Raw genomic sequence first — 12,559 nt, 5'->3', positions numbered from 1 at the left:
GACTATCCATGAAACAAACTCCACTACTAGAAAAATTTCCACTTGGTAAAAGTGTGACGCTGCGCAACCGTATTGTGATGGCTCCGATGACGACCTGGGCGGGTAATGAAGACGGCACGGTATCTGATGAGGAAGAAGCATATTATCGTCGACGCGTTCAGGATATCGGGCTGGTCATTACTGGCTGTACACATGTTCAGGAAAACGGCATTGGGTTTACGGGAGAGTTTGCTGCGTATGACGACAAATTTATTCCCGGTTTAAAGCGCCTTGCTATGGCTGCAAAAAGCGGTGGAGCACCGGCAATCTTACAAATATTCCATGCAGGTGTGAAAACCAGCCCTGAACTGGTTTCGGATATTGTGGCTGCAAGTGCTATTCCCGGAGACGCCGGTCCTTTCGCACCGTCCGTTACCCCTCGTGAACTGACATGCACTGAAGTCGAAACTGTTATTCAGGCTTTCGGGGAAGCAACTCGCCGTGCAATAGAAGCAGGATTTGATGGTGTTGAGCTACATGGTGCCCATGGCTTTTTACTTCAGAACTTTTTCTCACCTCATTCCAACCGTAGAGAAGATCAATGGGGCGGCTCTCTTAAAAACCGTATGCGTTTCCCGCTCAGCGTCATTGAGAGTGTGCGTAAAACGATTGCTGAGCACGCAACCCATCCCTTCCTGATGGGATACCGCATTTCCCCGGATGAGCATTACGAAGATGGGTTGCGCATTGATGAGTCGCTTCAGCTGGTTGACCGCCTGGTCGATGAGGGTATTGATTATCTTCATGTATCACTCGGTAATGCACTTGAAGCCAGACCAGTTGATGCACCGAATGGTCCCAAAGTCATCGAAATCGTGCGTGATCACCTTGCTGGACGTATACCTCTGATTGTTGCCGGGCAGTTGCGAACACCAGAGCAAGCCGAGGATGCTGTAAAAGCAGGCGTATCATTGACGGCAGTAGGTCAGGGTATGGTTATGAACCCAGACTGGGTTCAATTCGTGGATGGCAAAGCTGACGGAAAAATTGCTCTCAGTATTGCTGCATCAGACGTAGAGAAACTTGCTATACCCCAAAAACTGTGGCGTGTAATTGAGGAAACGACTGGCTGGTTTAACATCCGTTAAATACGGCTAACCGTGATGAACGCGGTGCGTTTTATCAAAAAAAGAACTGCCGCTGCATCAGATCGTCAAAAGCTTTCCTGTCGGGCCTTCCGGCGATAAGCAAATTGCTTTCCTCCGTCGCGTTTTTACTGAAATCCCCGCCTTCCCTGCTGAACTGAAAAAAGCAGGCGTAGTGAATGTGCTGATTGCCACGGGTTATCCGCTGGCATTTTTCAGCACACATCCGCTCAAAAACCTTGAGGATATTAAAGGGACAACCTGGCGTTCAGCCAGTTTCTGGCATCAGGGTTTTCTGCGTAATGCCGGTGCCACGCCGGTAACCATGCCGTGGGGGCCGCAGACTGTGGAAGCCTTTAAAACCGGTACGCTGGACGGCATTATGGTCAATGTCGACAGCGGTTATGATCTTAAAATTCAGAAGATGGCACCTGATGTTTTAGTCTCGAAAGAGCTGTGGCTGGGCCATGTTTATCTGCTGGTGATGAATCAGAAAGTCTGGAACGAACTGGCGCAGCAGGATAAAGACGCCATCACCCGCGCTGCTACCCTGGCCTACAAAACCGCCTGTTCAGTGATGGATAGCAATTTTGAACCACAGCTCGATGCCCTGCGAAAAGACGGCGCAAATGTCCGCGAGCTGCAACACAGCGAAGTGACCCACTGGAAACAGGTTACCCGCTATCAGGACGCTCAGGCTCAGTGGGTAAAACAGCAAGAAGCGCAAGGCAACACACTGGCCGCGCCAGTGATGGAAAAAGTCAGCGTGATGATGACTGAGTCGATGAACTCCCGCTGACCGGCGCTTAGCAGCAGGTGCTCAGGTCGGGTCGCGTACGCCACGCGGTCAGGTTTATCGTGTAAACTGAAAGCCAGCACCTGCAATGTCTGTAATCTGAGGAGTCATCAGAATGAATAAAGAACTCAACGAATTCGAACGTTTTGTTATTGAAAATAAAGGGACCGAGCGCCCTTATACCGGTGAATATAACGAGCACTTCTCCCCGGGCCGTTATGTCTGCAAAAGATGTTCTGCGCCGCTGTATTCGTCAGAACATAAGTTTGAGTCTCACTGTGGCTGGCCCGCTTTTGATGATGAAATTCCGGGTGCGGTTGAGCGCGTACCTGATGCCGATGGCCGCAGAACCGAAATTGTCTGTGCCAACTGCAAGGCGCATCTGGGGCATGTCTTTGAGGGAGAATATTTAACCGAGAAGAATCTGCGTCACTGTGTGAACTCCGTTTCAATGGTTTTTGAAAGCGCAGACCAGCAAGGTAATTATCACAAGGCGGAATAAGCAGGAATCAATGTGAAAAAGGGCCGCTCAGGAGCAGCCCTTATAAAGAAAACGCCAACAATATCATCATAGCGTGATGTCTTATCCTGAGGGACTCAGTAAATCTCATGCCATGGTTGACGTGTTTACTGACCGCCAGTCGCAAAGAATGTGCCGCTGTAAGGTATCGGCAGATAATCATGGAAAATCTGCTTCAACGTGTGTTCCGGTTGGATATCCGCAAACAGTTCCGGATATAGTGTCTTCGCCATAAACTCCGTCGCAGCAACGTGCCATGGACTTAAGTAGAAATTCTGCCAAATTATCCCCGTTCGGCCATTATGCAGGGCTTTCAGTTCACGTAATCCATTCTGTCTGGCCGTTAATTCACGCAGGCTTTGCTGCGCCATGTCGGGGGTGATCGCCGGCCCGAGTTTCAAATCATTCTGATCTTCAGCAGCACCCGCGCCGGTAGCGATGTAGACTTCGGGTTGCGCCATGATCACCATTTCCTCATTTAATCGTCCAAAGACGCCCTGTACCGTTTTGCTGGCGATGTTATCACCCCCGGCAAGGGACAGCAGTTCACCAAGACTTCCCTTTACCGCCGTCACGCAACATTCATTCCGGCGTCCAAGATGTAGCTGAAGCAGCACGGTCGGCTTTTTCCCGTGGTAGGAAGCCAGGCGCTCATGAATGACCTGCATATGCGCATCGTAAAAGCGATTGAAAGCCTGCGCTCTTGCGCTCTGATTAAGCACTTCGCCCAGGATAGCCACACTGCGCGTAGTATTTTTAAGCAGATGCACACGGAGATCTATTTTAACAACCGGAATATGCGCGGCGTCGAGCATGGCTTTTAGCCGTAAATCTGCATCGTCATAGCGCGCCAGACTCGGCAAAATGACCAGATCCGGTTTGAGCGCCAGCACCTTTTCAGGATTCATGTCATTAGTCCCGCCCAGCCCCAGCGACGGAATAGCCAGCATATCGGGAAATTTTCGCGCAAATATCGCCCAGATCTGACTGTCATATTTCTTCAAATCAAGGGGCCAGCCGACGATGCGTCTGACCGGATCGCCGGGTTCCAGCATCGCCAGCGTATAGAGCATGCGACTTTCTCCCAGCACAATACGCTGCGGATTATCCGGAACTTCAACATGATTGCCGTCGATATCGATGACAGTTCGCGCCTGAGTTTTCAGACTTATCAGCGCCAGAAACAACATAAGCAGCAGGCTAACCAGCACATGCAGCATACGCTTCTGGCCGCGAACAGAAGCCATATTCAGATTAGAATTCAACACTTGCCTGCACCATTAAATTACGGGTTTCACCTTCCCGCACGCGAAGATTACCGCCGCTGGAGGTGTAATAATGTTTATTAAACAGATTATTCAGGTTCAGTTTCAGCTGGGTTTTCTCACCGAACAGGTGGTTATTCCAGGCCACGAAACTGTCAGCGACGACATAATCAGGCAGCGTGAAACTGTTTTCCGGATCCCCCGCCCGCGTGCCGACATACCGTGCTCCCCCGCCGATGCGGAAATCCCCCGGCAGGCCGTTAATGGTCAGGTTATGACTCAGATAAAGTGCCCCTGAATGGCGTGGCGCGTTTTGCAGGCGGTTACCATTATTGGCGGAATTCACGCCATCATCGACAATTTCCGCTTTGTCATAGCTGTAATTCGCGCTGACATCCCAGTCAGGCAGAATTTCACCGTTGAGCTCAAATTCAGCACCGCTTGAGCGCGCTTTATCAATGGCGCGGGTGTTGCCGTTGATGCTGAGCGACATATCGCGCTCATCAATACGATACAGCGCCACACTGGCAAACAGGCGCGGAGTCATCTGCCATTTGCTGCCCACTTCCCAGGTCGTGCCCTGCTCCGGCTTGCCGACGTTGCCGTCATCATCAACATCCGTGGACGGGGTAAAGGACTTGCTGACGCTGCTGTACAGGGACACATCAGGCGTGACTTTATAAATCAGCCCTGCCTGTGGCAGGAATTTATTGCCTTCGGAATCCAGGGTCTGAACAACCGGATCAAATCCCTTTGAAGCACGCTGTTCATAATGCTGATAACGGCCGCCGACGACGGCAATCCAGTTGGGAGTCAGCGAAATACTGTCTTTTGCATACACTGAACGGCTGTGGATACGGTTCAGATTATTTCCGTTCGCGGTATTCTCTGTTGTGCTGTCGACGACCGGTGAGAGGATGTCGTATTGCGGATCATTATAGTTAAAGCTGCTGTTCGCCTTGCCCTGATATTGATGAGCACGATAGGTCTGGTTCATCTCATAATCCGTACCCAGCACAATATTGTGATTCATGCCCAGAATGTCCTGAGAGCCCAGCAAATCCCAGGAAACATATTTGGTCTTGTGATTAAAGCCGCGGTTAGCATCCGCCCTGCGCGTCACCGCACCGGTTGTGGTGTTCACTGCGGTTACCCTGACTTCGTCATTGTCGTAGCGGCGCTGGTTCCAGCCAAGCGTGAGACGGGTACTCCAGTCGTCGCTGAACTGCCAGTCATAATGAGCGTTCAGGGTTTTATTATGCCCCCAGGCCCGGTTTGACTTGTCGTCCAGCCGGTCTTTATAGCCGATATCGATCGGTTTACCGTTAATAAAAGCGGTACCGCGATCGTAAGGAATGTCGTAGCGATAATCAGAATAGCTGATCAGGAAACTGGCCTTTTCGCCATACCATTGCAGAGAGGGAGAGAGTAACGTGTGCTTGTCGCTGCCAAAATTACGCCAGTAATCCTGATCTTGTTTTTCAGCGATCATGCGAAATGCAAACCCGTTACCCAGCGGGCCGGTAACATCCACTGTCCCTGCGCCGCCGCCCTCACTGGCATAACGCCCGCTGATTTTCGTATGCCAGTCGTATTGCGGCTTTTTGCTCACAAGATTAATCACGCCACCCGGATTTTGGATCCCATACAGTAAAGAAGCAGAGCCTTTCAGCACTTCAACCCTTTCAGTGGTGGCATCAAAATTGAGGCCCTGGCTGCTGCGTACGCCGTCACGATAAACAGAACCATCAGAGTTGGAACCGAAGCCACGGCGGACAAAGCCATCCTCCGTGCCCGCCAGCGTATTGCTCTCGCTCACACCCGCAACAAAACGCATCGCGTCAGAAAGGCTCTCAGCCTGATAGTCATCCAGCTGTTGCCGGGTCACCACGCTGACCGACTGCGCTTCGTCAAGACGAGGTGTCGGCGTTTTGCTGGCAACAGAACTTGAGCCTGCGCTGTACCCCTGATTATTTTGCTCCTGACCGCTAATCGTCAGGGTATCGCCATCGTCTGCCGAATAACCGGTATTAGGGGTTATCATCGCGACGCCATATAAGGCGGCAATTAATGCAGGATGGTGTTTTCTTTTAAAATTAAATAACGCTTTATTATTCATTTAATTCGACCTGGTATGAAAATGACGCCTTTTTCCGTAAAAAAATTGCCAGATAGCGTTAAAACAACATCCACATAAAGAAATGGGTTATATCTTCTGGCTGTTTACTGTCTTTTATTTTTATTCTGATGGGACAACAAATCGTCCCAGCAATGCAATTGATTATCATTCAACCACGCACTGATGTAGTAGTAAATTGTCTTTTTCAGTTTTCTGCTACATGAATACGCGTCAGGCCGTGCCTTTACTGGCAAAGCAGAGACAATATTAAGATGCTGATTTAATTCAAAATAGTAACAAAACATCTTCCCCCGAATGAAAATTCTAAGACTTTACTGCTCCGGATTAAAAATATCCTTCCCCCTAAAAACACTACATTGCTAAGATGGTGAAAGAGTCCGTTAACCCGATGTCATTTTTAAGTGATTAAAAATTAAGAGGATAAGTAAAACTCCATGGCAGAAGTGCGAAGTAAAAAAAGGATCGATGTTTTCGGAGAACGATATCGCGCACGGGCTCATACGCTCCCGCCAGGATTGCAAACCGTTGCGTCTTACATCCAGAACAATCGCGAGACAGCGCTGGACGCGACGGCCATGGAGATTGCTGCCGCCACAGAAGTTTCCGATGCGACGGTAATACGTGCTGTCCAGGCATTAGGTTTTGCTGGCTTGCGGGATATGAAAAAAACGCTGGAGGCGTGGTTTGGGACATCGGTCAATTCTGAAGAAAAGATGATCACCACAGTCAGCGAACTCTCGTGTGATATGACGTCAGGAATGGACTTTGTTCTCGACGGCCATAAGCGCGCTTGTGATGCCCTGGCAGAACCCGCAAACCGACAGGCTATTTCTGAAGCCATTGCCTTACTGGCCGGTGCCCGTCAGGTGGCGCTGTTTGGTATCAATGCGTCCGGCATTCTGGCCGAGTACAGTGCGAGACTGTTCACCCGCATTGGCATTCCCGCTATCTGCCTTAACCGTTCGGGAATTGCGCTGGCGGAACAACTGATCGGCTTGCAGCGTGGAGATGTGCTGATCATGATGGCGCAGAAGAGTGCGCACCGTGAGGGAAAAACAACGGTACATGAGGCGAAACGTCTGGGTATTCCGATAATATTACTGACAAATGCCGCGGAATCCTTTTTCACCAGGGAAGCCACCGTCGTTATCAATGTGCCGCGTGGGGGTGAGAATGGCAGAATGCCACTTCATGGCACTGTCCTGGTGTGTCTTGAGATGCTGATTTTGTCCGTCGCTTCCGCATCTGCATCGCGAACCATGAAAACGATGAAGCGGATCCAGGATCTGAACAAAGCCTTGAATGCTCCCCGTTCTAAATGAAGATCATGTAACGGATCTGCGTAATTACACAGCGGGTTAAATTTTTTATTCCTGAGATCCTCTCCCCTCAATGCTCAGGGATATTACTTACGCGCGCGACATGTCGTAAATAACGTCCTGATTATTTAGCGAAATAATTATTTTTTGGTGTAATCGTCATTCTCTTACTAACATTAAGGCAGCTAATGTAATCGTGTGATTATTCACTGACATTAGCCAGGATAAGCAGTGATTATGAGGGGGTAAGCTCCCTTCTTACTATCAAAAATATGGCGATATATGGAGATGTCCAAATGACTGATCATCAAAGGCCTGCCACTGAAGTTTATAACGAAACGTTGATTGAGCCTGCGAACGGAGTGCCGCTTAAACGTATTTCGTGGAGTGCTATTTTTGCCGGCGTCATTATTTCAATGGTGGTTTATTTGTTACTGGCAATATTAGGGACAGCCATCGGAGCCAGTACCATTGATCCCCTGAAAGAGCAAAACCCGCTCGATGGATTAGGGAAAGGAGCGGCCATCTGGACAGGCATCAGCATGTTGATTTCCATTGCGGCCGGGGCCTATGCCAGCGGACGACTGGCTCAGCGTGAGGGAGCTTTGCATGGCGTATTGATGTTTGGTGTAAACACCTTAATCTGCACCTGGTTCCTGATTGTGGTCGTCAATAATGCGGTCAGCGGTGCAGCCAGTGTTGTGGGATCTGGGTTACAAACGTTAGGCAGTGGAATATCTGCCGCTGCGCCACCGGTAGGTCAAATGGTAAAAGACAAGCTGGGAGAAAATAATATTAATCTCGACAGTCTGCAGAATGAACTTGAAACCACTCTGCGCCAGACCGGGAAACCGGAGTTGCAACCAGAGAACCTGCAAAATAAAGCCGAGGGTGAAGTAAACAATGCCCAAAATCAGGCGGCTGACACCAGTAATCATCCGCAAACCGCCGATACGGATCTCACTAATTTTATTAAAGGTTTAATTAGTCGTAATGCAGATACATTCCAGGCAGCTGACCGTGACGCGTTGAAAAATATCATTAAAGCCCGTACCGGAAAAAGCGATCAGGAAGTCGATCAGATTGTCAGCCAGGCTGAAAAAACCTATCAACAGGCCCGTGCTAAATATGAAGAACTGAAACAGCAGGCAGAGCAGAAAGCCCGCGAAGCCGCTGAAAAAGCAGCTGCTGCAACGGCGAAAGCCAGCTGGTTTACCTTTGTGATGTTAGTGATCGAAGCCATTCTGGCGGGCTTTATGGGTATGCTGGGGCGCCGTACTCAACCCCGTGCTGTTTATACCCATCAGCGCCCGTTGTAATGACAGCCCTGTAAATGTCCTGATGTAAAACACGGGAGGAGATAGCAATATCTCCTCCTTTTTTATTCAGTCCCGGAAGCTGCTTCACCTGCCCTTTTGTTCCTCGCCTGCCCCTTTTAGTTTTGTTTTCGCTGACCCGCTCGCCTCACTCAACAAAGAGATGCCCTTCCCGAAAAATGATACTTTGATCACACTCCATAAATGTTAACGTTAACATTCGTGATTAACATCATAATTTGCGCTTTATGAATCTTTGAAAACTCATATGTTAACGTTAACAATATGACTCCTTGTGACGATTCAAACCCGGACATGCCATGAAAAACAGTCAACGAAGTCATTACGCATTGCTGAGTGGTTTACTTTTTTCCTTTTTCTACACCTGGTCTTCCGCCTTCTCGCTTATCTCATTGTGGCTGAGCCAGAAGGTCGGGCTGAAAGGCACTGAAACAGGCTTGTTTTTTTCCGCTGTCGCGCTGACCGCACTTTGTGCACAGCCACTGTACGGTTTCATTCAGGACAAACTGGGGTTGCGTAAAAACCTGCTCTGGTTTCTGGGTTTTCTGTTACTCATCAGCGGGCCTTTCTTTATTTTCGTTTTTGCGCCGCTGCTGAAGATCAGTATTTTGTCTGGCGCTGTGGCGGGCGGTTTGTATGTCGGTGCGACTTTTTTTGCCGGGATCGGTGCGCTGGAGTCTTACACCGAGCGCGTCAGTCGTATTCTTGGATTTGAGTTCGGTAAAGCCAGAATGTGGGGTTCACTGGGCTGGGCCGTCGCAACCTTCTTTGCCGGGATGCTGTTTAATATCAATCCCAACCTCAACTTCTGGATGGCTTCCTGTTCGGCTGCCATTTTTCTGCTGCTGCTATGGCAACTTCGGGAAGTGAAAACGGATGCCCTGAGCCAGCTCGAATACGGCAAATCCAGCACCCTGACGCTCAGCGATGCGATGACCCTGTTCCGCCTCCCGCGGTTTTGGGCGCTGATTGTTTTTGTTACCGGCGTCAGCGTCTACAACGTCTACGACCAGCAATTCCCGGTGTATTTCGCGTCACTGTTTTCTGATGTCCGCCACGGCAACGAGATGTACGGTTTCCTTAACTCTTTCCAGGTGTTTCTGGAAGCGGGCGGCATGTTCCTGGCGCCTTTTGTTGTCAACAAAATCGGGGCGAAAAACGGACTGTTACTCAGCGGGACGATCATGGCACTGCGCGTGTTTGGATCAGGCCTGGCAGCGGATGCGGTCACCATTTCCTGCATGAAATTGCTGCACGCTGTTGAGCTGCCCATCCTGCTGATTGCGATGTTTAAATACATTACCACCCGCTTTGACCCGCGCCTTTCCGCAACGCTATATCTGGTTGGGTTCCAGTTCATTACGCAAGTCTGCGCCAGTGTGTTGTCGCCACTGGCCGGTCACGGGTATGACCTGCTGGGTTTTGCTGACACTTACATGATCATGGGGACGCTGGTTCTGGTGCTCACTCTCGTTTCCGTTTTCCTGCTGACCGGCGAAAAAAGCCAGGCTCCACCTTCCCCGGCATCCAAAAACATGCTTCTGAATAAAAGTGAGATGGTATGAATACAAAACTTGAACGCGCGCAACTGGCGCTTAATCAGGCAACAAACCAGCGCGGTAACGCCTTTTATCCCAACTTTCACCTCGCCCCTCCGGCCGGCTGGATGAATGACCCGAATGGCCTGATTTATCATCAGGGGGTATATCACGCGTTTTATCAGCACCACCCGTTCAGTGAAAACTGGGGGCCAATGCACTGGGGGCACGCCACCAGCAAGGATATGGTGAGATGGCAGCATCAGCCGGTGGCACTGGCGCCGGGAGAAGAATTCGACCGCGACGGTTGCTTCTCCGGCAGTGCCGTCGATGACAATGGCACGCTGAGCCTGATATACACCGGCCACGTCTGGCTCAATGGTGAAGGCAATGACAGCGCCATCCGCGAAGTACAATGTCTGGCAACCAGTCAGGACGGTATTCATTTTACCAAACAGGGTGTGGTGCTGACGCCGCCGGAAAATATCATGCACTTTCGCGATCCGAAAGTGTGGCAGGAAGACGGTCACTGGTGGATGGTCGTCGGTGCCCGTGACGCCAGCGATTGTGGACAGGTACTGCTTTATAAAGGCACCAGCTTGCGCGACTGGACGTTTGATCGCGTTCTCGCCAAAGCCGACGCCGGTGACGGTTACATGTGGGAATGCCCGGATTTCTTCCCGCTGGGCGATGAACATATTCTGATGTGCTCGCCGCAAGGGATCCGCACGCAGGGCCATGATTATCAGAACTTATTCCAGAGCGGTTATCTGCGCGGGCACTGGCAGCCGGGTCAAAACTTTGAGATTACGCAAGGCTTTATGGAACTCGACCACGGGCATGATTTTTATGCGCCGCAGTCATTCACTGCGGCTGACGGACGCCGGATCATTATCGCCTGGATGGATATGTGGGAATCGGTGATGCCGTCCAAAGAAGAAGGCTGGGCGGGCTGCCTTACCCTGCCCCGCGAGCTGACGTTACGTGACGGAAAAGTCCGCATGATGCCGGCAGAGGAAGTCTGCACACTTCGCCGGGAACATCGCCCGCTGACGCCCTGCGTGCTGAAAAGCAGCGTGCAGCAACTTTCTGAAAATGCTCAGGCAACTGAAATTATCCTGCAATGGGATCTCAGTCATTCGGACGCAGAACGCTTTGGCATCACGCTCGGCGACGGTCTTTGCCTGTTCGTGGACAAACAGACACAAAGACTCTTTCTGAACCGGGATTATGCCGCATACAGAATTCAGGACAGCCGCAGTGTCGCGCTGCCGGAAAGCAATCATCTGGAATTGCGTGTCTTTATCGACCGCTCATCGGTGGAAGTTTTTGTTAATCAGGGGGAGAAAACGCTCAGCAGCAGAATTTATCCGCAGCCGGACAAGCGCGCCCTTTCTCTCTTTGCAGAAAAAGGACAGGCCATGTTAAGTCAGGGAGATAGCTGGGCACTGCGCACCGAATAACGTCACAAAGAAGCGCGCTCAAGCAGCGGGGAGGAAATCTGGATCACTCCGCTGTTCGGGCGCTGTTCGATCAGATGCAATACCGCTTCACGGCCTATCTCGCGGTGCGGCAACTGCACCGTGGTCAGCGGCGGCTGGAACAGATCACCGATACCGACCATGTTGTCATAACCCAGAACCGCCACCTGCTGCGGAATGGTGATGCCTTTCGCCAGCAATACCTGATAGGCCAGAAATGCAATACGATCGTTGCCGCACACCAGCACATCAAAATCCGGCTTATCGTGCGGGGTAAATTCATTAAGTAAAGCCACCACATCGCGATAATGCTCATCACCTGACGCCATATGGAACTGGCGCAGTTGTTGTGCAGGCAATCCGGCTTCCTGCCATGCCGCTTCCGCGCCCGCCCTTCTGCAAATCCCGGCAGGTATGGAAGCGGGTAAATAAAAGCATAGCGGACGCTGGTAACCTTTCTTGATCAGGGCTTTCATCGCCTGATACTGCCCTTCAAAATCATCAGGAATGTAACCCGGCAGCGCGTGTCCGCGGCTCAGGCAGTTTGCCAGCACCAGGTTTTTATCCAGCAGACGTTCCGGGATTTCTACTTCACGCAACCCCATGGTCGTAAAGATAATACCGTCCGGGCGCTGAGAAAGCAGCTGACTGACCGCCCGCTTACTGTCTTCCTGCGACGTGATATTGACCAGAAAACTGCTCCAGCCAAATTCACGCGCGGTCAGTTCTATCGAGAGAAGGAGTTCAACCGAAAATGGCGTGGTGGCGGTATCAAGCGCCAGCACACCCAGAGTCGAGACTTTGGTACTGCGGCCACGCATCTTGCGTGCGGAAAAATCAGGCACATAATTCAGGGCGCTGATCGCCGTCTGAACACGCGCCAGTGTCTCGGGCTTTAGCCGTTGCGGTTCGTTAATGGCGCGGGACACTGTCATCAGCGACACCGCGGCCAGTTGTGCTACTTCTTTCAGCGAAGCCATAACTCTCCGGTCCGGCAAAATTGACTCCCCTGATCCTACACAAAAAAAGGGTCAGGGAG

10 protein-coding genes are annotated in these 12,559 nt (G+C 50.9%); 7 read left to right on the top strand and 3 right to left on the bottom strand.

Going from position 1 to position 12,559, the window contains the following annotated elements; translation table 11 throughout:
- Positions 1 to 8: 8 nt before the first annotated feature.
- The 3 genes from UC15_RS14570 to UC15_RS14560 all read left to right on the top strand — a co-directional run bounded on the left by UC15_RS14570 (position 9) and on the right by UC15_RS14560 (position 2,422).
- The gene (locus UC15_RS14570) at positions 9 to 1,127 is read left to right on the top strand and encodes an NADH-dependent flavin oxidoreductase (RefSeq protein ID WP_112289113.1); all 1,119 of its coding nucleotides are present in this window, start codon (positions 9 to 11) and stop codon (positions 1,125 to 1,127) included.
- A 46-nt stretch (positions 1,128 to 1,173) separates the two neighbouring features.
- Positions 1,174 to 1,923 carry a TRAP transporter substrate-binding protein DctP gene (gene dctP / locus UC15_RS14565; RefSeq protein ID WP_112289112.1) on the top strand — a complete coding sequence of 250 codons (750 nt, stop codon included), beginning with the start codon at positions 1,174 to 1,176 and terminating at the stop codon, positions 1,921 to 1,923.
- Between the two features lie 112 nt (positions 1,924 to 2,035).
- On the top strand, positions 2,036 to 2,422 hold the full coding sequence (locus UC15_RS14560) for a methionine-R-sulfoxide reductase (RefSeq protein WP_112289111.1): 387 nt from the start codon (positions 2,036 to 2,038) through the stop codon (positions 2,420 to 2,422).
- 125 nt (positions 2,423 to 2,547) lie between these two features.
- On the opposite strand, the gene UC15_RS14555 is transcribed toward UC15_RS14560, so the two are convergent.
- Both UC15_RS14555 and UC15_RS14550 read right to left on the bottom strand, forming a co-directional pair.
- The gene (locus tag UC15_RS14555; protein WP_112289149.1) at positions 2,548 to 3,660 is read right to left on the bottom strand and encodes an ABC transporter substrate-binding protein; all 1,113 of its coding nucleotides are present in this window, start codon (positions 3,658 to 3,660) and stop codon (positions 2,548 to 2,550) included.
- A 34-nt stretch (positions 3,661 to 3,694) separates the two neighbouring features.
- Positions 3,695 to 5,824 carry a TonB-dependent siderophore receptor gene (locus tag UC15_RS14550; RefSeq protein ID WP_112289110.1) on the bottom strand — a complete coding sequence of 710 codons (2,130 nt, stop codon included), beginning with the start codon at positions 5,822 to 5,824 and terminating at the stop codon, positions 3,695 to 3,697.
- Between the two features lie 455 nt (positions 5,825 to 6,279).
- Here UC15_RS14550 and UC15_RS14545 point away from each other — a divergent pair, with 455 nt between their 5' ends.
- The 4 genes from UC15_RS14545 to UC15_RS14530 all read left to right on the top strand — a co-directional run bounded on the left by UC15_RS14545 (position 6,280) and on the right by UC15_RS14530 (position 11,502).
- The gene (locus tag UC15_RS14545) at positions 6,280 to 7,167 is read left to right on the top strand and encodes a MurR/RpiR family transcriptional regulator (RefSeq protein ID WP_112289109.1); all 888 of its coding nucleotides are present in this window, start codon (positions 6,280 to 6,282) and stop codon (positions 7,165 to 7,167) included.
- A gap of 293 nt (positions 7,168 to 7,460) precedes the next feature.
- On the top strand, positions 7,461 to 8,483 hold the full coding sequence (locus UC15_RS14540) for a hypothetical protein (RefSeq protein ID WP_232829894.1): 1,023 nt from the start codon (positions 7,461 to 7,463) through the stop codon (positions 8,481 to 8,483).
- A gap of 317 nt (positions 8,484 to 8,800) precedes the next feature.
- Positions 8,801 to 10,066 carry an MFS transporter gene (locus tag UC15_RS14535; protein WP_112289108.1) on the top strand — a complete coding sequence of 422 codons (1,266 nt, stop codon included), beginning with the start codon at positions 8,801 to 8,803 and terminating at the stop codon, positions 10,064 to 10,066.
- A complete protein-coding gene (locus tag UC15_RS14530) occupies positions 10,063 to 11,502 on the top strand; it encodes a glycoside hydrolase family 32 protein (RefSeq protein ID WP_112289107.1) in 1,440 nt (479 codons plus the stop codon). Before UC15_RS14535 ends, UC15_RS14530 begins: the two co-directional genes overlap by 4 nt.
- A gap of 2 nt (positions 11,503 to 11,504) precedes the next feature.
- Here UC15_RS14530 and UC15_RS14525 read toward each other — a convergent pair whose 3' ends face one another.
- Positions 11,505 to 12,500, bottom strand: coding sequence for a LacI family DNA-binding transcriptional regulator (locus tag UC15_RS14525; RefSeq protein ID WP_112289106.1), 996 nt, complete (start codon positions 12,498 to 12,500; stop codon positions 11,505 to 11,507).
- Positions 12,501 to 12,559 lie beyond the last annotated feature (59 nt).

Source organism: Rahnella sp. AN3-3W3, from assembly GCF_003263545.1.
GTDB classification, from domain to species: domain Bacteria; phylum Pseudomonadota; class Gammaproteobacteria; order Enterobacterales; family Enterobacteriaceae; genus Rahnella; species Rahnella variigena.
This window is presented reverse-complemented; position numbering and strand designations above follow the sequence as displayed.

Bases quoted from the DNA above. Each gene is read 5' to 3' on its own strand.
- UC15_RS14550 (WP_112289110.1), bottom strand. From the start codon at position 5,824: ATGAATAATAAAGCGTTATTTAATTTTAAAAGAAAACACCATCCTGCA.
- UC15_RS14545 (WP_112289109.1), top strand. From the start codon at position 6,280: ATGGCAGAAGTGCGAAGTAAAAAAAGGATCGATGTTTTCGGAGAACGA.
- UC15_RS14525 (WP_112289106.1), bottom strand. From the start codon at position 12,500: ATGGCTTCGCTGAAAGAAGTAGCACAACTGGCCGCGGTGTCGCTGATG.
- UC15_RS14560 (WP_112289111.1), top strand. From the start codon at position 2,036: ATGAATAAAGAACTCAACGAATTCGAACGTTTTGTTATTGAAAATAAA.
- UC15_RS14530 (WP_112289107.1), top strand. From the start codon at position 10,063: ATGAATACAAAACTTGAACGCGCGCAACTGGCGCTTAATCAGGCAACA.
- UC15_RS14540 (WP_232829894.1), top strand. From the start codon at position 7,461: ATGACTGATCATCAAAGGCCTGCCACTGAAGTTTATAACGAAACGTTG.
- UC15_RS14555 (WP_112289149.1), bottom strand. From the start codon at position 3,660: ATGCTGCATGTGCTGGTTAGCCTGCTGCTTATGTTGTTTCTGGCGCTG.
- UC15_RS14570 (WP_112289113.1), top strand. From the start codon at position 9: ATGAAACAAACTCCACTACTAGAAAAATTTCCACTTGGTAAAAGTGTG.
- UC15_RS14535 (WP_112289108.1), top strand. From the start codon at position 8,801: ATGAAAAACAGTCAACGAAGTCATTACGCATTGCTGAGTGGTTTACTT.